The 22,735-nt window shown below is 68.7% G+C and carries 18 protein-coding genes and 2 pseudogenes; 13 read left to right on the top strand and 7 right to left on the bottom strand.

Going from position 1 to position 22,735, the window contains the following annotated elements; translation table 11 throughout:
- Nucleotides 1-11: 11 nt before the first annotated feature.
- The 7 genes and pseudogenes from ACZZZF_RS07125 (at nt 12) to ACZZZF_RS07095 (ending at nt 7,128) form a co-directional block, all read left to right on the top strand.
- A complete protein-coding gene (locus ACZZZF_RS07125) occupies nt 12-1,208 on the top strand; it encodes an ADP-dependent glucokinase/phosphofructokinase (protein WP_400340450.1) in 1,197 nt (398 codons plus the stop codon).
- Entirely contained in the window at nt 1,205-2,182 is a 978-nt protein-coding gene (locus ACZZZF_RS07120; RefSeq protein WP_400340451.1) for a class I mannose-6-phosphate isomerase, read from the top strand. Before ACZZZF_RS07125 ends, ACZZZF_RS07120 begins: the two co-directional genes overlap by 4 nt.
- Nucleotides 2,183-2,222: 40 nt before the next feature.
- The gene (locus ACZZZF_RS07115) at nt 2,223-2,693 is read left to right on the top strand and encodes a DUF3817 domain-containing protein (RefSeq protein ID WP_053098982.1); all 471 of its coding nucleotides are present in this window, start codon (nt 2,223-2,225) and stop codon (nt 2,691-2,693) included.
- Nucleotides 2,690-4,276, top strand: coding sequence for a glutamine-hydrolyzing GMP synthase (guaA, locus tag ACZZZF_RS07110; protein ID WP_072590861.1), 1,587 nt, complete (start codon nt 2,690-2,692; stop codon nt 4,274-4,276). Before ACZZZF_RS07115 ends, guaA begins: the two co-directional genes overlap by 4 nt.
- A gap of 81 nt (nt 4,277-4,357) precedes the next feature.
- Nucleotides 4,358-5,296 carry an L-lactate dehydrogenase gene (locus ACZZZF_RS07105; RefSeq protein ID WP_400340453.1) on the top strand — a complete coding sequence of 313 codons (939 nt, stop codon included), beginning with the start codon at nt 4,358-4,360 and terminating at the stop codon, nt 5,294-5,296.
- Between the two features lie 113 nt (nt 5,297-5,409).
- Complete coding sequence (locus ACZZZF_RS07100; protein ID WP_053098985.1) at nt 5,410-5,838, top strand: YciI family protein; 429 nt, start codon at nt 5,410-5,412, stop codon at nt 5,836-5,838.
- 1 nt (nt 5,839) lies between these two features.
- Nucleotides 5,840-7,128 (top strand): annotated as a pseudogene (locus tag ACZZZF_RS07095) (RNA polymerase sigma factor).
- Nucleotides 7,129-7,205: 77 nt separating this feature from the next.
- Here the strand turns inward: ACZZZF_RS07095 and ACZZZF_RS07090 are convergent.
- On the bottom strand, nt 7,206-7,478 hold the full coding sequence (locus ACZZZF_RS07090) for a GlsB/YeaQ/YmgE family stress response membrane protein (protein ID WP_053098987.1): 273 nt from the start codon (nt 7,476-7,478) through the stop codon (nt 7,206-7,208).
- Between the two features lie 159 nt (nt 7,479-7,637).
- Complete coding sequence (locus ACZZZF_RS07085; RefSeq protein ID WP_053098988.1) at nt 7,638-8,564, bottom strand: Bax inhibitor-1/YccA family protein; 927 nt, start codon at nt 8,562-8,564, stop codon at nt 7,638-7,640.
- Between the two features lie 87 nt (nt 8,565-8,651).
- Between ACZZZF_RS07085 and ACZZZF_RS07080 the strand changes: the two genes are divergently transcribed.
- On the top strand, nt 8,652-9,638 hold the full coding sequence (locus ACZZZF_RS07080; RefSeq protein WP_056277746.1) for a glycerophosphodiester phosphodiesterase family protein: 987 nt from the start codon (nt 8,652-8,654) through the stop codon (nt 9,636-9,638).
- Nucleotides 9,639-9,644: 6 nt separating this feature from the next.
- On the opposite strand, the gene ACZZZF_RS07075 is transcribed toward ACZZZF_RS07080, so the two are convergent.
- Nucleotides 9,645-10,106: a hemerythrin domain-containing protein gene (locus tag ACZZZF_RS07075; RefSeq protein ID WP_400340458.1), complete on the bottom strand. Its 462-nt coding sequence runs from the start codon at nt 10,104-10,106 to the stop codon at nt 9,645-9,647.
- 29 nt (nt 10,107-10,135) lie between these two features.
- Nucleotides 10,136-10,531, bottom strand: a complete 396-nt coding sequence (locus ACZZZF_RS07070; protein WP_053098990.1) for a YccF domain-containing protein — start codon at nt 10,529-10,531, stop codon at nt 10,136-10,138.
- Nucleotides 10,532-10,696: 165 nt separating this feature from the next.
- Between ACZZZF_RS07070 and ACZZZF_RS07065 the strand changes: the two genes are divergently transcribed.
- From ACZZZF_RS07065 to ligD, 4 genes are all read left to right on the top strand, one after another.
- Nucleotides 10,697-13,540, top strand: coding sequence for a lamin tail domain-containing protein (locus ACZZZF_RS07065; RefSeq protein WP_400340460.1), 2,844 nt, complete (start codon nt 10,697-10,699; stop codon nt 13,538-13,540).
- A 98-nt stretch (nt 13,541-13,638) separates the two neighbouring features.
- A complete protein-coding gene (locus ACZZZF_RS07060) occupies nt 13,639-16,101 on the top strand; it encodes an ATP-dependent helicase (protein WP_400340462.1) in 2,463 nt (820 codons plus the stop codon).
- A gap of 26 nt (nt 16,102-16,127) precedes the next feature.
- Nucleotides 16,128-17,261: an SseB family protein gene (locus ACZZZF_RS07055; protein ID WP_400340464.1), complete on the top strand. Its 1,134-nt coding sequence runs from the start codon at nt 16,128-16,130 to the stop codon at nt 17,259-17,261.
- 41 nt (nt 17,262-17,302) lie between these two features.
- Nucleotides 17,303-18,355: a non-homologous end-joining DNA ligase gene (gene ligD / locus ACZZZF_RS07050; protein WP_056277321.1), complete on the top strand. Its 1,053-nt coding sequence runs from the start codon at nt 17,303-17,305 to the stop codon at nt 18,353-18,355.
- Between the two features lie 3 nt (nt 18,356-18,358).
- On the opposite strand, the gene ACZZZF_RS07045 is transcribed toward ligD, so the two are convergent.
- On the bottom strand, nt 18,359-19,402 hold the full coding sequence (locus ACZZZF_RS07045; RefSeq protein WP_463497741.1) for an ATP-dependent DNA ligase: 1,044 nt from the start codon (nt 19,400-19,402) through the stop codon (nt 18,359-18,361).
- Between the two features lie 50 nt (nt 19,403-19,452).
- Complete coding sequence (locus tag ACZZZF_RS07040) at nt 19,453-20,904, bottom strand: phytoene desaturase family protein (protein WP_463497738.1); 1,452 nt, start codon at nt 20,902-20,904, stop codon at nt 19,453-19,455.
- Nucleotides 20,905-20,945: 41 nt separating this feature from the next.
- On the opposite strand from ACZZZF_RS07040, the gene ACZZZF_RS07035 reads away from it, so the two are divergent.
- Nucleotides 20,946-21,431, top strand: a complete 486-nt coding sequence (locus tag ACZZZF_RS07035) for a hypothetical protein (RefSeq protein WP_053098997.1) — start codon at nt 20,946-20,948, stop codon at nt 21,429-21,431.
- 30 nt (nt 21,432-21,461) lie between these two features.
- Here the strand turns inward: ACZZZF_RS07035 and ACZZZF_RS07030 are convergent.
- Nucleotides 21,462-22,696, bottom strand: a pseudogene (locus tag ACZZZF_RS07030) (acyl-CoA dehydrogenase family protein).
- Nucleotides 22,697-22,735: the final 39 nt, after the last annotated feature.

The raw sequence follows: 22,735 nt of genomic DNA, 5'->3' as shown, positions 1-22,735 counted from the left end.
TGATCGGCGACGTGGGCAGAACTCTCGTACTCGGACTCGGCGGCACCGTCGACTACGAGCTGAAGTGGGATTCGTCGGTGTTCGACAGGCTGGCGCACGCGCACGGAGTGCGGCGGCACGAGCTCACCACCACGGCGCCGATCACCGACGAACGGTCGTTGCTGGTGGCGGTGCTCGCGTTCGTCGCCTCGGGGACCGGGGCGGAGCGTTTCGTCGCCTCGTCCGAGGTGATCGAGGACTTCGTATCGCACTTCGAGCACGCGATCACGCTCGGGGGCACCGGTGTGCGAGCGGGGCTCGTGCTCGACGCCCTCGGCATGCCGAGCGTGCAGCACCTCGTCAGCATCGACGACAACGTCCGTCGTCTGCTGCCGGACACGATCTCGTACATCTGCTCGGCGACCGAGGACACCCTCGACCCGCATCTGATCGTGCAGTATCCGGTCGGCGCGCACGTGCGCCTCACGGACGGCGACGTCCTGTCGCCCGCGCCCAATCGGCTGATCTTCGCGAACGATCCGCCGAACCGGAGGATGTTGCTCGCCACCGATCTGCCGACGACGCTGTCGGACGCGGGCGTCTTCCTCGTCTCGGGATTCAACACGATGCAGGATCACGACCTGCTGGAGCTCCGGCTCGCCGAGGTGCAGGGCGCGATGCGCAGCCTCCCCGACGACGCGCTCGTCTACTACGAGGACGCGGGCTTCTACACGCGCGATTTCGCCGACACCGTGCGCCGCCATCTGCTGCCGCAGATCCATGTCTACGGCATGAACGAGGATGAGCTGCAGGAGTACCTCGGACGCGCGGTGAACCTCCTCGACACCGACGACGTCATCCGCGCCCTCCGCGCGGTGCACGCGATCATCCCTGCGCGGGCACTCGTCGTACACACCCGCTACTGGGCGATCGCCATCGGACCGGATGCCGCCCGGCACGGTGCCGCCCTCGACTCCGCCGTCCGCGTCGCCGCCACCCGCTACCGCGTGGGCGACGCCCTGACCGCCGCGGACGTCGACGACACCGATGCGATGCCCCGCCACGGGGGAGGGGAGGCGCTCGTCGCCGCTGTCGAGGCCGGTCTGCCCGGTTCCGTCGGGGTCGCCGCATTCTCGCTCGACGTCGCCACACCGACGACCGTCGGACTCGGCGACACGTTCGTCGGCGGCTTCCTCGCCGGAGCCGTGCGATCGAAGGAGAACGTGTGAACCCGATCCTGCTGTCGTCCAACCGGCCCGCCGAGCGCTTCTACCGCGGCGGTGCGCGCATCAGCGCCTTCCGCGGCGAAGCCAGTGACGCTCCCCGCGAGCCGGAGGACTGGATCGGCTCGACGACCACGGTCAACGGCGAGCCCCTGCTCGGGCTCACCACGCTCCCGGACGGCCGCGTGCTGCGTGACGTGATCGAGCACGATCCGACGGCCTGGCTGGGCGATGCCCACGTCGCACGGTGGGGTGCGGACACACGACTGCTCGTGAAGCTGTTGGACGCGGGGCAGCGACTGCCGGTGCATGCGCACCCGCACGACGACTTCGCAGCGACGCATCTCGGTCGAGCACACGGCAAGGCAGAGGCGTGGTACATGCTGCAGGGCGGCACGGTGCATGTCGGACTGCGGCAGGACGTCGATGCCGCGGCGCTCGCCGACCTCGTGGATCGGCAGGACGTGGACGCACTGCTCGGTCTGCTGCACGAGGTGGAGGTCGCTGCGGGCGACGTCGTCTGGGTGCCGCCGGGCGAACTGCACGCGATCGGCGCCGGAATCCTGCTGCTCGAACTCCAGCAGCCCGAAGATCTGTCGATCCTTCTCGAGTGGGACGGCTTCGCGATCGACGGTGCGGAGGCCGGGCATCTCGGCCTCGGCTTTGAGCTGGCGCTCGCCGCGGTGAACACCCGTGGGCGTTCGGCGGCCGACCTGGATGCGCTGATCGGAACCGCCCCCGATTCCGGTTCCGTCTTTCCAGCCGCCGCGGACGAGTACTTCCGACTCGAGCGGATCCCCGTCGACGGCTCGACCGTCGTCGGTCGCGGCTTCTCGATCGTGATCGTGAGCGGCGGTGACATCGAGATCGACGGACGGAGACTCCGCATCGGTTCCTCGCTGCTCGTGCCGGATGCGGCCGGGGCGCTCGAGGCGACGGGCGCGGGCGAGCTTCTCGTCGCCCGCCCGCCCGCGCCCTGACTCGGAATCGACGCGGACTCTCCCCGGCTAGACTGGAGCCATGCCCGAACCGAAAGTCGCCAGCTTTCCGGCGATCCGTGGTGCGCTGAAGTTCTACCAGATCGCGTCGATCATCACCGGAGTCATGCTGCTCCTGCTGGTCGCCGAGATGGTGCTGAAGTACACGCCGATCCGACTCGAGCTCTTCGCAGGGGGATCCGGCGGTCTGCTGTGGTTCGCACCCGTGGTCGAGGGACCCGAGGGCCTCGAATCGACCGGCGACGGACTCAACATCTCGCTCTCGATCCTCGTCGCGCACGGCTGGTTCTACGTCGTCTACCTCTTCGCGTGCTTCCGGATGTGGAGCCTGATGCGCTGGCCGTTCCTGCGCTTCATCCTGCTCGCGCTCGGCGGCGTCATCCCGCTGCTGTCGTTCTTCATGGAGGCCATCGTCGCCCGCGACGTCAAGGCCTACCTCGCTTCCCGGGAGGCCGCCGCGGCCCCCGCCCCTGCCACGGAAGGTGTCCGGTGACCGAACAGTCCGAGACCCAGCAGCGCCCCGCGCTCGTCGTCGACTTCGGCGCGCAGTACGCGCAGCTGATCGCCCGCCGAGTGCGTGAGGCGGGTGTCTACAGCGAGATCGTGCCGCACACCGCCACGGCCGCCGAGATCGCCGAGAAGAACCCCGTCGCCATCATCCTCTCGGGTGGTCCGTCGTCGGTCTACGAAGAGGGCGCCCCGCGCCTCGACCCGGCCGTGTTCGACCTCGGAGTGCCCACGCTGGGCATCTGCTATGGCTTCCAGTACATGGCGCAGACGCTCGGCGGCGAGGTCGCGAACACCGGGCTTCGCGAGTACGGCGCGACGGATGCCGTCATCTCCGGCGACGGCGGCACGCTGCTCGGCGGCCAGCCGGCAGCGCAGAACGTCTGGATGAGCCACGGCGACCAGGTCGCCAAGGCGCCCGAGGGGTTCGACGTGCTCGCCACGACCGACGCGACGAAGGTCGCGGCGTTCGCGAACGAGGAGCGCGGCTTCTACGGTGTGCAGTGGCATCCCGAGGTCAAGCACTCCGACCACGGACAGCAGGTGCTCGAGAACTTCCTGCACAAGGGAGCCGGGCTCGCCTCCGACTGGAACAGCGACAACGTGATCGCCGAGCAGGTCGAGCGCATCCGCGAGCAGGTCGGTGACGCCCGCGTCATCTCCGCCCTCTCCGGCGGTGTCGACTCGGCGGTCTCGACCGCGCTCGTGCACAAGGCGATCGGCGACCAGCTGACCGCGGTGTTCGTCGACCACGGCCTTCTCCGCAAGGGCGAGCGCGAGCAGGTCGAGAAGGACTACGTCGAGTCGACCGGCGTGCGTCTGATCACGGTCGACGCGGCAGATGTCTTCCTCGGTCATCTCAAGGGCGTCACCGACCCCGAGGAGAAGCGCAAGATCATCGGGCGCGAGTTCATCCGCGCTTTCGAGAAGGTGCAGCTCGACCTCGTCGCCGAGGCGAAGGCCTCGGGCGGCGCCCCGGTCAAGTTCCTCGTGCAGGGCACGCTCTACCCCGACGTCGTCGAGTCGGGCGGCGGTGCAGGCACCGCGAACATCAAGTCGCATCACAACGTCGGCGGACTTCCCGATGACCTCGACTTCGAGCTCATCGAGCCGCTGCGCGCGCTGTTCAAGGACGAGGTCCGTGCGATCGGCCGCGAGCTCGGCATCCCCGAGGCCATCGTCGGGCGCCAGCCGTTCCCCGGCCCCGGCCTCGGAATCCGTATCATCGGCGAGGTCACGCAGGACCGCCTCGAGATCCTCCGCGAGGCCGATGCCATCGCTCGCGAGGAGCTCACCAAGGCCGGACTCGACCAGGACATCTGGCAGTGCCCGGTCGTTCTCCTCGCCGACGTCCGCTCGGTCGGCGTGCAGGGCGACGGACGCACCTACGGCCACCCGATCGTGCTGCGTCCGGTGTCGAGTGAAGACGCCATGACCGCCGACTGGACACGCCTGCCCTATGACGTGCTGGCCAAGATCTCCAACCGGATCACCAACGGCGTGCGCGACGTCAACCGCGTCGTGCTCGACGTGACGTCGAAGCCGCCGGGGACCATCGAATGGGAGTGAGCGTCTCGCTCACCTGATCTCGAACGGGCACGGACCATCACGGTCCGTGCCCGTTCGCGTTATTTCGGGCAGGATGAGCGTATGACCAAGGCGCGGACGAAGATCACGGTGATCGGTGCAGGCAGTGTGGGCGTCAGCGTCGCGTATGCGGCGCTGATCCGGGGGAGTGCGGCCGAGCTCGCGCTCTACGACATCGCCACCGACAAGGTGGATGCCGAGGTGCTCGATCTCGCGCACGGGACGCAGTTCACCTCCGCGGCCGTGAGCGGCGGCTCCGACCTCGCCGTCGTCGAGGGCAGCGACGTGATCGTCGTCACCGCCGGAGCGAAGCAGCAGCCGGGACAGACCCGCATGGAGCTCTCGGGCATCAACGCTCGTCTGCTCGAGAAGCTCATGCCCCAGCTCGTCGAGCGCGCGCCGAACGCCGTCTTCATCATCGTCACGAATCCGGCCGATGTGATGACGGTCGTCGCCCAGCGTGTCTCGGGCCTGCCGCCGCATCGCGTCTTCGGATCCGGAACCGTGCTCGACACGTCGCGTCTGCGCTGGCGGCTCGCGCATCGCGCGAATGTGAGCACCGCGAGCGTGCACGCCGACATCGTGGGCGAGCACGGCGACACGGAGTTCCCGCTCTGGTCGAACGCGACCATCGGCTCGGTGCCGATTCTCGACTGGCCCGCCGATGAGCCGTTCACCGTCGACGAGCTCGACCGCATCGCCGTCGAGGTGCGCGATGCGGCCTATGCCGTCATCCGCGGCAAGGGAGCCACGAATCTCGCGATCGGCGTCAGCTGCGCCCGCATCGCCGAGGCAGTGCTGCACGACGAGCGGGCGGTGCTTCCGGTCGCGACGGTGCTCGACGGCGAATACGGGCTTCGCGGTGTCGCGCTGTCGGTGCCCTCGGTGGTGGGCGCTGCCGGGGCCGTGCCGTTGGCCGAGACGCCCATGAGCGAGCACGAACTCGCACTGCTGCGGGCCTCGGCCGACGCGATCCGGGCTGCGGTCGACGAGCTCGACTGAACGGCCACCGGAGAATCCCAGAGTTTTTTCGCGGAGATGTCGATCTGCGGCACCTTCGTTCGACGTCTTCAATGAGAGGGTCGACAGGCGGCCCCACCACCGAGGAGAACACCATGAAGTACATGCTGATCATGCGCTCGAACGACGAAGCGGTCGAGGCGTACAAGGAGATGCCGTTCGAGCAGGTCATCGAGGCGATGGGCAAGTACAACGAGTCGATGATCAAGGCCGGCGTGCTGGCTGCGGGCGAGGGCCTCAGCGACGCGGCGGAGGGATTCGTCGTCGACTTCAGCGCCGAGAAGCCTCTCATCACCGACGGCCCCTACGGAGAGACGAAGGAGCTGTTCAACGGCTTCTGGATCCTCGAGGTCTCCAGTCGTGAAGAGGCGGCGGAGTGGGCGAGCAGGGCTCCCCTCGGCAAGGGGTCGTTCCTCGAGGTGCGGCGTGTGACCGACGAGTCCGACTTCCCGGCCGACAACGAGTGGATCGAGAAGGAGAAGGGCTGGCGCGAAGAGGAAGAGGCGCGTCGCGCCCAGCAGTGAGATGACCGACTCCGCACACCGCGAGACGGTCCGCCACGCACCCGACGAGGACGTGCGGCGGGCCGTCGCCGCCGTGTGGCGCATCGAGTCGGCGAAGATCGTCGCGACCCTGACGCGTGTGGTCGGCGACTTCGGCCTCGCCGAGGACCTCGCGCAGGAGGCGCTGCTCGATGCCCTGCGGCAGTGGCCGGTCGAGGGCGTGCCGCGCAACGGCGCCGCCTGGCTCACGGCGGTCGCGAAGCGCAAGGCGATCGACGGCTGGCGGCGCCGCGAACGTCTCGACGACCGGATGGCCGTGCTCGCCCACGACCTCGAGCGAGAGCAGGCGGATGCCGCAGACGCGCCGCCCTGGGACCCGGATGCGGTCGACGACGACGTGCTGCGGCTGATCTTCATCTCGTGCCACCCGGTGCTCTCGCGCGAGGCGCAGGTGGCGCTCACCCTCCGCGTGGTGGGCGGCCTGTCGAGCGAAGAGATCGCCCGGGCGTTCCTCGTGCCGACGGCGACCGTGCAGCAGCGCATCGTGCGGGCCAAGAAGACTCTCGGTGCGGCGCAGGTCCCGTTCGAGATGCCACCACGGGAGGAGCACGCAGAGCGCCTGGGAGCGATCCTGGGCGTGCTCTACCTGATCTTCAACGAGGGGCACGCCGCGAGCAGCGGTCCCGACTGGATGCGCCCCGAGCTGAGTCTCGAGGCGATCAGACTCACGCGGGTGCTGGCCGCGCTGATGCCGCGCGAGCGCGACGTGCACAGCCTGCTGGCCCTGATGGAGCTCACCGCCGCGCGGTTCCCCGCCCGGATCGATGCCCACGGCGAACCGGTGCTCCTGTCCGACCAGGACCGTCGTCGCTGGGATCGCAGCCGCATCGCGCGGGGACGTGCTGCGCTCGCGGCCGCTGACGCACTCGGCTCGGGTCGCGGCCCCTACGGCCTTCAGGCGGGGATCGCGGAATGCCATGCGACAGCCGCGGGCGTCGACGACACCGACTGGGAGCGGATCGTGCTCCTGTACGAGGCGCTCGGTCGGATCGCTCCCTCGCCGGTCGTGGAGCTCAACCGGGCGGCTGCCGTCGCGATGGCGACGGGCCCGGCATCCGCTCTGCAGATCATCGACCGGCTCGGCGCCTCGGGTGCGCTGGCCGGTTACCACCTGCTGCCCGCGACGCGGGGGAACTGCTGCTGCGACTCGGTCGCGCGGAGGAGGCGCGCAGCGAGTTCGCCGTCGCCGCAGCGCTCGCAGGCAACGACAGGGAGCGGGCGCTGCTGCAGGCCAAGGCCGACGCGCGCTGAGCAGACGGCACACAGAGAAACCGCCCTCTTCACCAGCGTCGCTGGGGAAGAGGGCGGTTTCCTGTGTTGCTATGAGGTCAGCTGCGGGCCTTGCTGCCGCGGTTGACGATCAGGCCGTAGATCAGCAGCACGATGATCGAGCCGCCGATGGCGAGGAGCCACGTGCCCAGGTCCCAGAACTCCGTGAGAGGACGGTTCAGGATCAGGCTTCCGAGCCAGCCGCCGAGGAGGGCGCCGACGACGCCGAGCAGGAGGGTGATGAACCATCCGCCACCCTGCTTGCCGGGAAGGATCAGCTTCGCGATGGCTCCGGCGATGAGGCCGAGAAGAAGGAATCCGAGAAAGCTCATGTTCAGCTCCTTTGTTTCGTGAGCCCTGGGGTGCCAGGGCTCGTGTGATCCACTGTGCCCTCTCAGCTGATTATCAGCCAACCCCTTGCGCTGGAGGCCTCGGATATGCCAAGAGGCCCGCCCCCGAAGGGACGGGCCTCTGAGTGAGGCGGTTCGCGGTCAGTTGTTGCCGCGGACGATCGCGATGATGCGCAGGATCTCGACGTAGAGCCAGACGACCGTGACCATGATGCCGAAGGCGCCGAGCCAGCCGTACTTGCGGGGAGCGCCGTTGCGCACGCCCTGCTGGATCTGGTCGAAGTCGAGGACCAGCGAGTAGGCCGCCATGATGACGACCAGGACGCCGATGATCAGACCGAGCGGGATGCCGAAGATGGGCTGGCTGTAGAGGCCGAACGCCTGACCCTGGGGGAGGACGCCGGTCCACATGAGCACGAGGTTCAGCAGCGAGAACACGAGGTAGCCGACCATGGCGATCATGAAGATCTTGGTGGCCTTCTTCGACGCGCGAATCTTGCCGCTGGCGAAGAGAGCGAGGGTCACGCCGACGACCGAGACCGTGGCGAGCGTGGCCTGCACGACGATGCCGGGCCACATGACCTCGAAGAACGCCGAGATGCCGCCGACGAAGAGGCCCTCGAATGCGGCGTAGGCGAAGATCAGCGCGGGGCGGACCTTCTTGCGCGAGGTGAACGTGATGACCATCGCGAGCACGAAGCCGCCGAGTGCGCCGACGATCCACGGCATGAGGTTCGGCTCGAAGCGGTTGTAGGGGTTCAGCTCGGGAGCGGCGACGCCGCCCAGAGTCAGGAACCAGCCGACGGCGGCGGTGACGAGCAGGATGGCGAAGAGTCCGGCGGTCTTCCAGACGGTGTCCTCGACGGACATGCGGTCGGTCTCGATCGCGCCGGCCGGGGGAGCCGCGTACATGCCCTCCAGCTGTGCGTTCGCCGCGGCGTCCATGGTGCCGTGCTGGAACGACGCGGCTTGCGCCCCCTGCGCTCCCTGCGGGGCACCCGGGTAGGTCGCGACGTTGCGCGGATCCTGCTGCTGGAACGCCGGGTTGTTGAAGGCGAAGTTGCTCATGTGGGCCTCACTCCAAAGTGGGTTGTAGGTCGCTTTCCTCCACGATACCCGGAAGGGCAGGTCATCAGGGTGTTCTACGCTGAGAGCGTGCCCAGGAAATCGCCTCTCGTGATCGGGCATCGCGGTGCGCCCGGCTATCGTCCGGAACACAGTCGCTCGTCATACGAGCTCGCCCTCGCGATGGGAGTCGATGCGGTCGAACCCGACGTCGTCGCCACGAAGGACGGCGTGCTCATCGTGCGGCACGAGAACGAGATCTCCGGCACCACGGATGTGGCCGAGCACCGGGAGTTCGCCGACCGGAAGACGACCAAGCGCGTCGACGGCGAGGCCCTCACCGGCTGGTTCACCGAGGACTTCACCTGGGATGAGCTCACGACGTTGCGCAGCCGGGAGCGCCTTCCGAAGGTGCGCGTGTCGAGCGCGAGCTTCGACGGTTCGCAGGCGATCCTGCGGTTGACCGACGTGCTCGACATCGTCCGGGCCGGCTCGGTCGAGTACGGACGCGAGATCGGCGTGGTGCTCGAGGTCAAGCACGCCACATACTTCGCGAGCATCGGCCTCGACCTCGCGCCGCTGATCGAACGCGACCTGCGTGCGGCGGGGTGGGCCGAGGGCGAGCTGCCGCTGATCGTGGAGTCCTTCGAGTCGACGATCCTCGGACAGCTGAGGGCCCGAGGCATCGCGGCGTCGTACGTCTATCTGATCGAGGCGTCGGGACGCGCGTACGATCTGGTCGTCGCTCAGGGCACGCAGGCGCCCACGTATGCGGCCACCGTCACCCCGCAGGGACTCGATGCGCTCGTCGGCCGGGTCGACGGAATCAGCGTCGACAAGCGCATGCTGCTCGCCGCAGGCAACTCGATCGTCCCCGATGCGCACGCGCGCGGGCTCACGGTCTTCACATGGACCTGTCGGCCGGAGAACGCCTTCCTCTCGGCGGAGTTCCGCGGCCACGGAGGCAAGAGCGCCTACGGGGACTACGAGGCCGAATGGGGCGTCATCGCTCGCACGGGAGTCGACGGGGTCTTCGTCGATCACCCCGACCTCGGGGTCGGATTCTTTCGCGGCTGACCTCGATCAGAACGGGCCGAGCACGTCCGGAACGGGGCGATCGAGGTGGAGCGCTCGCAGCGGCTCGAGGATCTCGCGCTCCTCGAAGCGGAAGTGCGACTCCATGATCGCGCCGATGCCGTCGAGGTGGCGCTTCAGCGTCTCGCTGCCCTCTCCGCTCTCGACGGCCGTGCGGAGTCCTCCGAGCAGGTGGGCCAGCATCGAGTGATCCTGCATCAGCTTGGCGATCACGTCGCCGAGTTCCGGGTGCTGGTCGCGCAGCGCGGGGAACAGGGCGCGGTCCTCGCTCAGATGATGCCCATCGAGGGCCGAGCAGAAGCCGATGCAGAACAGCGCGAGCTCGCGCGCGGCATCCGGAGCATCCGAACCGTCCTGCACCGCCTCCCTCGTGGCCTTGAGGGCGGCGCGGAGTCTCGTGTGCGCCTGGCGCAGCTCTGCGTCCCAGGCGATCAGGCGATCGGCATCCATCCCGGCAATTCTAGAGCCGGCATCCGCGGTCAGAGCGTGCGGTCGAAGGCGCCGCGGCGCGACACGATCTCCTTGCCGAGAGGCATCAGCGAGACGGGCACCATCTTGAAGTCGGCGATGCCCATCGGGATGCCGATGATCGTGATGCAGAGCGCGAGGCCGGAGACGATGTGTCCGATCGCCAGCCACCAGCCGGCGAGGATGACCCAGAGCACGTTGCCGAGGAACGAGCCGACTCCGGAGGTCGGCTTGCTGACGATCTCACGCCCGAACGGCCAGATCGCGTAGCGGGCGATGCGGAACGAGGCGATGGCCCAGGGGATCGTCACGATCGGAATGCACAGCAGGATGCCGGCCAGCATGTAGCCGAGGAAGAGAGCGAGTCCGGCGAAGACCAGCCAGATGATGTTGAGGATCGTGCGCACGGGCCGATTCTCGCATCGACGTCTGAGCATCCGCCTGTTCGCGGCCTCCCGGGCCGATGGCGAACCGCCACCGGTCGTTCACCATCCGTGCACCTGCACGCCGTCGTTCGGCCATGCGGAATCGCTGATGTGGAGTCCTACCCGACTGATTCCCTCAGGAGCCCTATGTCCCGCCTGCACTCTGCGGCTGCGGTCACGACGGTCTGCGCACTCAGCGCTGCCGCCCTGCTCGCCGTGCCGCTCGCCGCCACCGGAGCCGAACCCGGTGTCCGCATCAACGAAGTCGAGTCGAGCGGGGGAGCACCCGGCGACTGGATCGAGTTCGTCAACACGTCCGCCGTCGCGGTCGACCTGAGCGGTTTCGTCGTCAAGGACGACGGCGAAGATGAGGCGTACACGTTCCCGGACGGATCGGTGATCGAGCCCGGCGCGCATCTCGTTCTCGACCAGGCCGATGCCGGAGCGGGCGACTTCGCCTTCGGCCTCGGCAAAGAAGACCAGGTGCGACTGTTCGACCCGAGCGCCGTGCTCGTGGACGAGACATCGTGGGCGGCTCACGCTGCAGTGACCTGGGGAGCGCGGGAGGTCGACGGCATCGTCGAATGGGCGGAGACGTCCGAGTCCACGAAGGGCGCGGCGAACGTCTTCGCATCCGACGAACCTCTGGGCGGCACCATCGCGATCAATGAGGTCGACTCGCAGCCGGCGGACTGGGTGGAGTTCCACAACGCGGGCGATGCCCCTCTCGACATCTCGGGCTACGAGATCCGCGACAACTCCGACGACCACCGCTGGCAGTTCCTGCCGGGCACGGAGATCGCCGCGGGCGAGTTCCTCGTCGTCGAGGAGGGCACCATCGGTCTCGTCGGTGGCGTCGAGACGGCCTTCCGCGATCCGATCGGAATCGGCAGCGCCGACCGCATCCGCCTGTTCGACACGGCTGGCGTGCTGGTCGACGATACGCAGGCATGGAGCGGCCATGCCGCCATCGACGGCGACGCCATCGCCGCGACCCTCGCTCGCTGCCCCGACGGAGAGGGCGCCTTCGTGCTCGCATATGCGACCCCGGGGGCGACGAACACGTGCGTCATGCCGGACGTCGTGATCAACGAGATCGAGTCCGACGGCGACGCGACCGACTGGGTCGAGGTCGTCAACTCGGGCAGCACACCGGTCGACCTCTCCGGCTGGACCGTCATGGACGGCGACCCGGTCGGCCACGCGGCGGAGACGACGCCGCTGCCCGCGGGCACCGTGCTCGAACCCGGCGCGTACCTCGTCTTCGACCAGCCGAAGGACTTCGTGTTCGGTCTGGGCAACGGCGACACCGTCACGCTGCGCGACGCGAACCTCAACATCGTCGACGAGCACGTCTACGCGGCGCATGCGGCGGGCGTCCTCGCGCGATGCGCGGACGGAGCTGGAGAGTTCGCCGACATCGCGGTCTCGACCAAGGGCCAGCGCAACGCGTGCGGCAACCCGGTGCGGATCAACGAGGTCGAGTCCGACGGCGGATCGCCCGGTGACTGGATCGAACTCGTCAACCCGACCGCATCCGCCCTCGACGTCTCCGGCGTCGTCGTGAAGGACGACGACGACACCCACTCCTACGTCATTCCGGCCGCGACCACCATCGCCGCGGGCGGATACCTCGTCATCGAGGGCACGGACCTCGGCTTCGGTCTGGGTGACGGCGACTCCGTGCGCGTCTTCGACGGAGATCTGCTCATCGACTCCACCACGTGGGGCGCAGGGCACGCGGCCACCACGTGGGGGCGCTGCCCGGACATCGCCGGCACCTTCGCGGCGACCGCGGAGAGCACGAAGGGTGCGGCGAACATCTGCGCCGGCGAGATCCCCGTCTCGCCATGGCCGGGTTCGGCCGACGTCCGGGTGCTCGACACCGCGCCGACGTTCCTCGAGGACAGCTCGGGTCTCGACGTGCAGGAGACGTCGGACGGATCGTTCCTCTGGGCCGTGGACAACGGCGAGGGGCGCATCTGGAAGCTCGAGGCCCACGCCGACGGCTCGTTCTCGCAGATCGCCGGGTGGGAGTCGGGCAAGCGCGTGCGATTCCAGAAGGATGCCGGCGACCCGAACGCCGCAGGCCCCGACACCGAGGGCATCACCGTCGACGGCGAGGGATCGGTCTACGTCGCCTCCGAGCGTGACAACAGCGCCAAGGGCGTGAACCAGAACACCATCCTGAAGGTCGACCCTGAAGCCTCCGCCGACGACCTCGTCGCCGAGCAGGAGTGGGATCTGACCTCGTCGCTCCCCGCCGTGGGAGCGAACCTCGGCATGGAGGCGGTGCAGTGGGTGCCGGACAGCGCTCTTGACGGCGCACTCTTCGACGTCAACACCGCGGCCCCGTACGACTCGGCAGACTACGCCGGACACGGCGGCGGCCTGTTCTTCGTCGCGGTCGAGGACAACGGTCACGTCTACGCGTTCGCGCTCGGCGCCGACGGCCGGGCCACGCTGGTGTCGGAGATCGCACCCGGTCTGCCCGGCGTCATGGCGCTCGACTACGACAGCGTGCTCGACGTGCTGTGGGCGGTCTGCGACGACGGCTGCCAGGGGCAGTCGGCCCAGATCACGCTGAACGGCACCGAACAGCCCGGCATCGCGCACTTCGCCCGCCCTGCCGGCATGCCCGACATCAACAACGAGGGATTCGCGACCGCCCCGGCCTCGCTGTCGGTCGACGGTGAGCGTCCGGTCTGGTGGTTCGCCGACGGTTTCGCCGCCGAGGCGCTGCGAGTCGGCACCCTTCCCGGAGTGACCGGAGAGACGCCCGGCGAAGGGCCCGGGGAGAACCCGGGGCAGACTCCTGGCGAGGGCCCGGTCTCGAGCCAGCCCGGCGGCGCGCCTTCCGGTGACGACCGTGACGGTGCCGCCGGCCTCGCTGCGACCGGCGCGGAGGTGCCCGTGGCCCTGATCGCTCTGGCCCTGATGCTCGTCGTCGGCGGTGCGCTCGTCGCCGGTCGGCGCCGGCGCGTCAGCTGACACGAGCGACGTGACGAGGATGGGGCGGATGCACGGGATCCCGTGCATCCGCCCCATCCGCCGGCAGTGTCGGTGGCGCGGCCTAGACTCGTAGAGCCATGACCGAAGCCCCCCTCATCGTCCCCGGATCCGTCGGCCCTCGCTCCACCGGAGCGCAGGGACAGGACGACCTCCTCGCCGGCCTCAACCCGCAGCAGCTCGAAGCGGTGACCTACCGCGGACCCGCGCTGCTGATCGTCGCGGGCGCAGGCTCCGGCAAGACCAGCGTGCTGACACGGCGCATCGCCTCTCTGCTGAGGTCACGCGAGGCATGGCCCAGCCAGATCCTCGCGATCACCTTCACCAACAAGGCCGCCGGTGAGATGCGCGAGCGCGTCGAGGCGATCGTGGGCGACGCGGCGCGGGGCATGTGGATCTCGACGTTCCACTCCGCCTGCGTGCGGATCCTCCGGCGTGAGGCTCAGCAGTTCGGGTTCACCAAGTCATTCACGATCTACGACTCCGGTGATTCGCGGGCGCTCATCAAGCGGCTGGTCAAGCAGCACGAGGCCGATGCCTACGGTCTCACGCCCGGGGCCGTGCAGTCGCGCATCTCCAAGCTCAAGAACGAGCTGTCGGATGCCGACGCGTATGCGCGACAGGCGAACATGAACGACCCGGCCGAGCGGATCTTCGTCGAGCTTTTCGCCGACTACCAGCGGCAGCTGCAGAAGGCGAACGCGTTCGACTTCGACGACCTGATCGGCCAGACCGTCTATCTGTTCCGCGCCTTCCCGCAGGTCGCCGACACCTATCGGCGCAGGTTCCGTCATGTGCTGGTCGACGAGTACCAGGACACGAACCACGCTCAGTACGCCCTCATCCACGAGCTGACGCGTCCGGTCTCGGGCGATTCGCCCGATCCGTATGCCTCCGACGGCATGATGATCTTCGAGCCGGAGACCACGCCGGAGCTCGAAGGCGCGTCACTCACCGTGGTGGGTGATTCCGACCAGTCGATCTACGCCTTCCGCGGCGCCGACATCCGCAACATCAGCGAGTTCGAGCGCGACTTCCCCGGCGCTCGCGTCGTGCTGCTCGAGCAGAACTACCGTTCGACGCAGAACATCCTCTCGGCGGCGAACGCGGTGATCGGCAACAACTTCGACCGCAAGGACAAGAAGCTCTGGAGCGACAAGGGCGACGGCGACATGATCGTCGGCTTCACCGGGTACTCCCAGCACGATGAGGCCCAATTCGTCGCCGACGAGGTCGAGGCGCTGCACCGCGCCGGCATGCCGTACTCCGAGATGGCCGTCTTCTACCGCACGAACTCGCAATCGCGTGCGCTGGAGGAGATCTTCATCCGCTCCGCCGTGCCCTACAAGATCATGGGCGGCACGAAGTTCTACGAGCGTGCCGAGATCAAGGACGCCCTCGCCTACCTGGTCGCCGTCGCGAACCCGGCCGACGAGATGGCTGTCCGCCGCATCCTGAACAAGCCCAGGCGCGGCATCGGCGATGTGACCGAGACGGCGATCGCCCGGTTCGCCGAAGACCACGACATCACGTTCCGGCAGGCCCTGTCCGTGCCCGAGCAGCTGGGCTTCGGTCCGAAGATCCAGGCCGGCATCGCCCAGCTCGACGCCGTGCTGACCGAGGCGACGGAGATCATGCTCCCCGCGTCCGGCGAGGTTCCCGCTCCGACGACCGTCGCCGACGGGCTCAGCGTGCTGCTGTCGAAGAGCGGCTACCTCGACGCCCTGCGGGCGAGCCGCGACCCACAGGATGAGGCGCGCGTCGAGAACCTCGACGAGTTCGTCGCCGTCGCGCGGGACTTCGCGCGCAACAATCCTGACGGGACGATCGTGGACTTCCTCACAGAGGTCGCCCTGGTCTCGGATGCCGATGACCTCGATGACGAATCAGGGTCGGTGTCGATGATGACGATGCACACCGCGAAGGGGCTCGAGTACGATGCGGTCTTCGTGACCGGCGTCGAAGAGGATCTGATCCCGCACCGCATCTCGGCGGGGGAGCCGGGCGGTCCTCAGGAGGAGCGGAGGCTCTTCTACGTCGGCATCACGCGCGCGCGGAAGCGCCTGCACCTGTCGCTCGCGATGACCAGGGCCCAGTTCGGCGAGGTCTCGGTCGCGATGCCCAGCCGCTTCCTGCAGGAGATCCCCGCCGGACTCATCGACTGGCGCCAGTCGCCCGGCGACGTCAACTCCCGGGGAGGCATGCAGTCCCGTGCGCTCAATGCGCGCCGGGCAGGCGGATTCGGCGGCTCCGGCGGCTCCGGTTCCGGCGACCGTTTCGCGGTGAAGCAGCTGCCGGGGCGCGACTCTCTCAAGCCGCTCTCGACCGCGATGGACAAGTTCCCCAACCGCGTGACGGCGAAGATGCGTGACAACGGCGACCTCGAACTCGCCGCCGGGGATCGCATCCGCCACACGGACTTCGGCGACGGACGGGTCGACGCGGTGACGGGCGAGGGTGCCAAGCGCATCGCGCACGTGCGCTTCGATTCCGCCGGCCAGAAGAAGCTCCTGATCAAGGTCGCGCCGATCGAGAAGATCTAGCCCTCTGGCGGGTTAGGCTGGCTGATATGGCCCTGTTCTCCCGCCGCAAGAAGTCCGCCGACGACGTCGTCGCCGACCAGTTCGACACCGAGACCGGGGAGTCCGCCGACGAGACTCCGGACGGTGCGGAGGCGCCGGCGGACGCCGCCGAGGCCACGCCCACCATCGGTATCTCCGTCCAGGCGTTCCGTGGGGTCGGTGCTCAGGCCGGACCGGAGGTCGAGCTGCCCGGTCCTGACGCGCCGGCAGCATCGGCGCCTGCGACAGCACCCGCCCCTGTTCCCGCTGCGCCGGCACCCGCCCCCGTGGCCGAGCCCGAGCGTCGACTGCCGCTGGCGCCCGCGATGCCGCCCGAGCAGACCGAGACCGTCCCGGGCATGAAGGACAACGTCCTGCTGCGTGAATCCCTGAAAGAGGTCGAGCAGGGCGCCACGAACGAGCAGCTGCTCGGAGTGCTCCGCCAGGCGCTGCAGGGGCACATGTACATCCGCGTCAACGGTGACGCACGCGCGCAGATCAGTGAGGGCAAGCCTCTCGCTGTCGCGGTCGTGCGTGATGGCGATCGTCAGTTCATGCTCGCGTTCAGTTCGGCCGCCGCTGTCCGAGACTCCGTGCAGCTCGAGAAGGACCCGACGGCGACATCTGCCGTCGCCCAGCCCGTCACGTCCGTTCTGCAGCAGGTCGTCTCGGGTGACTTCGCCGGCCTCATCGTCGACAACGCCTCTGCGCCGCACCGCGTGGTGTTCCCGTCCGAGCTCCTGCAGAAGGCGCTCGAGCAGGCAGACGTCGACATGACGGTCAAGTCGCTGATCGCCGCGCCGCGTGAGCAGGACACCGAATCGAAGGTCGGTGAGGCGCTCGCGACGAAGCGCATGTGGGTCGCCGTCAACGAGGGAAATCCCGGCGGACAGGTCGGGATCGCCGAAGCGCAGACTCCCGACGGCAAGCGGTTCCTCCAGCTCTTCTCGCACCCGCTCGAGGTGCTCGCGCTCGGTCGGGGCGACCGACCGCTGCCGTTCGAGCCGCTGCAGCTGGCCAAGATCCTCTCCAGCCACATCGATATGGCCGGGGTCATCATCGATCCGGCCGGCCCCAGCATCGTGGTCGAGCGCGACGCTCTCACCTCGGTGCTGATCCTCGCGATCGACATCGACGACTGACGGGCTTCCCCCGCGTCGCACCGGCCCTCTAGGGTCGGAGCATGGCCTCAGAACGCGTGACCCTGACAGTCATCGATCCCGATGGAGAGCGCGAGGTCGCGCTCTCGAGCCCGAACAGGGTCGTCTGGCCGAAGGACGGCATCACGAAGGCCGAGCTCGCGGAGTACTTCCAGCTCGTCAGCGTGCCGTTCCTCGAGGCGAACGGGAATCGTCCCGTCTCGCTCGAGCGCTTCCGCGACGGCGTGGGAAGCGACGGGTTCTTCTCGAAGAACCCGCCCAAGGGAACGCCCGACTATGTCGACGCCGTCACCGTGACCTACAACAGTGCGCGTCGGCATCCGCAGATCGTCCTGAATCGCCCGAGCGCGATCGTCTGGGCGGCGCAGATGAACACGATCGTCTTCCACCCCTGGGCGTCCCTCGCCACCGACCCGGACAATCCCGTCGAGTTGCGGATCGACCTCGACCCGCAGCCCGGCACGGGGTTCGCGGATGCCATCCCCGCCGCACACGCGCTGAGAGAGGTGCTCGAAGAGGTCGGTCTCACCGCGTTCGTGAAGACCAGCGGCAACCGTGGACTGCACGTGTTCGCGCCCATCGAACCGACTCATGAGTTCCTCGATGTGCGGCACGCCGTGATCGCAGCCGGCCGCGAGCTGGAGCGACGGATGCCGGAGCAGGTCACGATGAGCTGGTGGAAGGAGGAGCGTGGTCAGCGGGTCTTCATCGACTTCAACCAGGCGAACCGCGACCGCACGATGGCCGGTGCCTACAGCCCCCGCGCGCTTCCCGGGGCCACGGTCTCGACGCCCGTGTACTGGGACGAGCTGGACGGTCTCGACCCCGCGGTCTTCACCGTCCGCAGCATCCCGAAGAGACTCGCCGAGGTCGGTGATCCCTGGGCGGGCAAGCAGGACGAGCCGGGGCGCATCGACACGCTTCTCGAGTGGTGGGAGCGGGACAAGGCGGCGGGCCTCGGCGAGTTGTCGTTCCCGCCCGAGTTTCCCAAGATGCCCGGAGAGCCCCCACGCGTGCAGCCCAGCAAGAAGGTCGACGCCCACTGGGATGCGAACGGTGATCCCGTCGAGGAGTGAGCCTCAGCCGATGACCTCGGCCAGGTCGTACCCGGCCACGGTGTCGAGCTGGTCGTAGGTGCACGACCGCGCATCCCGGTCCGGACGCCAGCGGTCGAACTGCACCGTATGGCGGAACCGCGAACCCTCGAGCTGGTCGTAGCGCACCTCGAGCACGAGCTCGGGGCGCAGCCGGACGAACGAGACATCCTTGGACCCGCTGAAGCGCGAACGCTCACCCTCGCCGGTGAGGGCCTCGCCGGAGTCGTCGCGCTGCACGAGCGGGGCGAGTTCCTCGACGAGCTCCCGGCGGCGCACATCACTCCATGCGGCCACGCCGCCGACCTGCCGCAGGGTGCCGTCGGAGTCGTAGAGGCCGACGAGCAGAGACCCGACGCCCGACCCGGACTTGTGCACGCGGTAGCCGAGCGCGACCACGTCAGCGGTGCGGGCATGCTTGATCTTGATGAGGGTGCGCTTTCCGGGCGCGTACGGCTGATCGAGTGGCTTGGCGACGACCCCGTCGAGCCCTGCGCCCTCGAACTCGGCGAGCCAGCGCACGGCGGCGTCCCGATCGCGGGTGGTGCGCGTGATGTGCAGGGGATGCTCGACCCCTTCCATCAGGGTCTCCAGGCGCGCGCGGCGTTCGGCGAACGGAGTGCTCAGGAGGTCTTCGTCGTCGACGGCCAGTAGATCGAAGGCGATGAACATCGCAGGCGTCTCCGCGGCGAGCTTCGCCACTCGTGAGGCCGCGGGATGGATGCGCTGACTCAGCGCCTCCCAATCGAGTCGCTGCGCCCCCTCGTGTCCCGTGGCCACGACGATCTCTCCGTCGAGCAGGCACGACCTCGGAAGCAGTCGCGGGATCGCCTCGACGAGCTCGGGGAAGTATCTCGTCAGCGGTTTCGCGCCGCGGGAGCCGATCTCGACGGTCTCGCCGTCCCAGGCGATCAGCCCGCGGAATCCGTCCCACTTGGGCTCGAACAGCAGCCCTCCGGCGGTCTTCGCGGGATCGGGGACGGATGCTGCCGCCTTCGCCAGCATCGGGGACGGGATCTCGTAGCGCATGGATCCATCCTGGCGTCGGTCGCGTCGTGGCAGAAGGGTGATTTCGCCCGTCAGGAGAAGAGGTCGTCGAGGGAGACGCGCATGCCGGCATCCTTGAGCGCCGTGCGGGCGGCATGCCATCCCGCCATGCCGTTGACGCCCGGGCCGGGCGGTGTCGACGCCGACGCGAGGTACACCCCGTGCATCGGAGTGCGCCAGGGCGCGACGCCGAGGACCGGGCGCCGCAGCGCCTGCGGGATCGTGAACGCCCCGCCGAGGATGTCGCCGCCGATCTCCGACGGGTTGACCGCCTCGCGCGACGACGCCGGCACCGAGTGGTGCGCGAGGATGAGGTCCCGGAATCCCGGTGCGAATCGCTCGACCTGACGCGTGATGAGTTCGGTGGCGTCGAGATCGGAGTCCTGGGGAACATGGATGTACGCCCACAGCACCGCCTTGCCCTCCGGCGCCCTGCTGGGGTCGAAGACCGAGGGCTGGACCGTCAGGACGTACGGTCGGTCGCTGATCCGTCCCCGGGCGACAGCGTTCTCACTCGCCCACGTCTCCGCGGCCGATCCGCCGATGTGGACGGTGGGCGACTGGGCGACGTCGGGATTCGCCCAGGGAATCGGCCCGTCGAGAGCGAAATCCACCTTCGCAGCGGCGGGGCCGTATCGGTAGTTGCGGATCGCCCGCGCGTAGGCCGCGGGGATGTCCGGATGGGTGAGGGTGAGGCGGGGCGATGTGTTCAGCATCAGCAGATCACCACGGGCGGGGTCGCCCCAGTCGAGCGATCCCAGGTCGGTGACGTGGATGCCCGATTCGACGGATCCGCCATGGGCCTCGATATCGGCGACCATGCTGTCGGCGATGCGCTGCGCGCCGCCTCGCGGGTACATCCATCCGCCGGCGTGCGCCTGCGCGGCGAGCAGCAGCCCGGCTGCGGCACCGGCGAGCGAGGGGAGCGGGGTGTTCGCGTGCGCCAGGACACCGGCCATCAGCGCGGCGGCCTCTTCGGTGCGGAAGCTGCGCCGGGCGAGCGGCGTGCCCTGGTCGAGCATCCGCAGGGCGAACCGGAGAGCCGTGATCGGCTCGCGAGGCACCCTGAGCATCTGATTGCCGGTGAAGTCGACGACACCCTCGACGTGAGTGCTGAGCGGGCGCAGGAGCGACAGCCAGGCCCGCTCGTCGACGCCGAGCCCTGCCGCGGTGCGTTCGATGTCGCGCCATGCGATTCCGGCTCTGCCGCCGTCTAGCGGGTGCGCGTACGAGATGTCGGGGAGGATCCAGTCCACCCGTTCGGCGAGGCCGAACGCCTGGAAGAACGACGAAGAGAGCGCGGCCGGGTGCACGGCGGCGCAGACGTCGTGCCGGAAGCCCGAGAGGGTCGATTCCGTCGTGCGGACTCCGCCGCCGATCGTGTCGGCAGCTTCGAGCACGTGCACCTCGTAGCCGGCGCGCGCGAGGGACACAGCCGCCGCCAGGCCGTTCGGTCCGGAGCCGATGATCGTCGCGCGTGCCATTCGGCCAGTCTTCCATGCCCGGGCGTGAGATCCTTGAGGAAATGAATGAAGTTCAGGGCCCGACCCCCACAGGCAACTCCCGTCCGTACCGAACCCTCGCGGAGGCGCTCCGCGCGCATCGCATCGCCGAGGAGAACCACGAGTTCATCTCCGCGATCACCGACGCCGTCGGCATCTCCTCCTATATCGACCGCGGTCGCTACATCGAGGCTATCCGCCGCGGCGACGGCGCCCCGCTGCACATCGGCAAGACCTACACCAACGGCTTCACCGAGGACGAGACGATCGTCATCGGCTCGACGCCCCTGCGACTGCAGCCGAGCGAGGGCCGCGCACCGTACTTCTACGTGACGCACCCGAGCGAGTTCCGCCCGATCGCGCCTGTCAAGGCGAAGAGATCGACGACCCCTCGTGTCGCGGCTGCGCCGAAGGCCGAGCGCGCGACCAAGACGGAAGAGCGCGACTACGGCGTGTGCGACGTCTGCTTCATGGTGAAGACGCCGGCCGGCGGCTGCGGCTGCGACTGACGTCCTCGTCGGCACCGCGGTGGTGAGCGCTCAGGTGAAGGCGCTCATCCCCGTGATGTCGCGCCCGAGCAGCAGCGCCTGCACGCTCTCGGTGCCCTCATAGGTGTGGATCGCCTCGATGTCGGCCATGTGCTGCATCACACCGTTCTCGAGCAGGATGCCGTTGCCGCCGAGGAGGTCACGGGCGACGGATGCCACGCGTCGAGCTGCTCGCGTGTTGTGGAACTTCGCCAGCGAGGCCTGCGTGGGGCGAAGCTCACCCGCGGTCTCGAGGTCTGCGAGGCGACGGCAGTACAGCTGCATGGCCGTGAGGTCCTCGAGCATGTGCGTGAGGCGCTCCTGCACCATCTGGAACTTGGCGAGCGGCTTGCCGAACTGGATGCGCTGGGTCGAGTAGGCCAGCGCCGCCTCGTAGCAGGCCGTCGCGTGGCCGAGGGCCGACCACGCGACCCCTGAGCGGGTGGCGTAGAGGACGACCGACGCGTCCTTGAAGCTCTTGGTGCCAGGGAGCACGGAGTCGAGCGGCACCCGGACGTCGTCGAGCACGATGTGAGCCTGGTGGATCGCCCTCAGCGAGGCCTTGCCGCGGATCGGGGTCCCTGAGTATCCAGGGGTGTCCTGTTCGACGAGGAAGCACCGGACCGCACCGTGTTCGGGCGCCCTCTCGTCGTCGACGCGGGCCCAGACGAAAGTGATGCCGCCCGAGGCGCCGTTGCCGATCCACTTCTTCGCGCCGCGGATGACCCACTCGTCGCCATCGCGGCGGGCCACGGTCTCCAGCGATACCGAGTCAGACCCGTGGTCGGGCTCGGTGAGGGCGAAGGATCCGAAGACCGAGCCGTCTGCCAGAGCCGTGAGCCACTTCTCCTGCTGAGCGGGGGATCCGAAGAGCGCCAGGGTGCGCAGCGCGAGCCCGCCTTGGACGGCGAGCACGGTGCCGAGCGACCCGTCGCCGCGCGAGATCTCCATGTTCACGAGCCCGGCAGCGAGGGGGAGAGCCGGGTGAGGGCAGGATGCTCGATGCCATCGACGACGAGATCCATCTCGCCCATTCGGCGCGCGGCCTCGAGCGGATACTCCGCGCGATCCCAGGCGTCCGCCATCTGAGGCCCGACCTCGTCGATGTAGGCCTTGGCGCGATCCCAGGCCGACCGGTCGGCGTCGGGGATGTCGGCGAAGACGGCGTAGTAATCGCTGTCCTGTCGCCCGGTGATGTCGTACGACGAGACGCGCTCGCCGGGCAGGGGAGAGGCTGCGGTGCTCATGGTGACTCCTTCGTGACACCAAGTATCGTACGCTGTGAA

Source organism: Microbacterium sp. AC215, from assembly GCF_979258645.1.
This window is presented reverse-complemented; position numbering and strand designations above follow the sequence as displayed.

What these genes read in the sequence shown, in the direction of transcription:
- ACZZZF_RS07115 (WP_053098982.1), top strand. Translation starts at nt 2,223, where the DNA reads ATGCCCGAACCGAAAGTCGCCAGCTTTCCGGCGATCCGTGGTGCGCTG.
- ACZZZF_RS07105 (WP_400340453.1), top strand. Translation starts at nt 4,358, where the DNA reads ATGACCAAGGCGCGGACGAAGATCACGGTGATCGGTGCAGGCAGTGTG.
- ACZZZF_RS07100 (WP_053098985.1), top strand. Translation starts at nt 5,410, where the DNA reads ATGAAGTACATGCTGATCATGCGCTCGAACGACGAAGCGGTCGAGGCG.
- ACZZZF_RS07090 (WP_053098987.1), bottom strand. Translation starts at nt 7,478, where the DNA reads ATGAGCTTTCTCGGATTCCTTCTTCTCGGCCTCATCGCCGGAGCCATC.
- ACZZZF_RS07085 (WP_053098988.1), bottom strand. Translation starts at nt 8,564, where the DNA reads ATGAGCAACTTCGCCTTCAACAACCCGGCGTTCCAGCAGCAGGATCCG.
- ACZZZF_RS07075 (WP_400340458.1), bottom strand. Translation starts at nt 10,106, where the DNA reads ATGGATGCCGATCGCCTGATCGCCTGGGACGCAGAGCTGCGCCAGGCG.
- ACZZZF_RS07065 (WP_400340460.1), top strand. Translation starts at nt 10,697, where the DNA reads ATGTCCCGCCTGCACTCTGCGGCTGCGGTCACGACGGTCTGCGCACTC.
- ACZZZF_RS07060 (WP_400340462.1), top strand. Translation starts at nt 13,639, where the DNA reads ATGACCGAAGCCCCCCTCATCGTCCCCGGATCCGTCGGCCCTCGCTCC.
- ACZZZF_RS07055 (WP_400340464.1), top strand. Translation starts at nt 16,128, where the DNA reads ATGGCCCTGTTCTCCCGCCGCAAGAAGTCCGCCGACGACGTCGTCGCC.
- ligD (WP_056277321.1), top strand. Translation starts at nt 17,303, where the DNA reads ATGGCCTCAGAACGCGTGACCCTGACAGTCATCGATCCCGATGGAGAG.
- ACZZZF_RS07045 (WP_463497741.1), bottom strand. Translation starts at nt 19,402, where the DNA reads ATGCGCTACGAGATCCCGTCCCCGATGCTGGCGAAGGCGGCAGCATCC.
- ACZZZF_RS07040 (WP_463497738.1), bottom strand. Translation starts at nt 20,904, where the DNA reads ATGGCACGCGCGACGATCATCGGCTCCGGACCGAACGGCCTGGCGGCG.
- ACZZZF_RS07035 (WP_053098997.1), top strand. Translation starts at nt 20,946, where the DNA reads ATGAATGAAGTTCAGGGCCCGACCCCCACAGGCAACTCCCGTCCGTAC.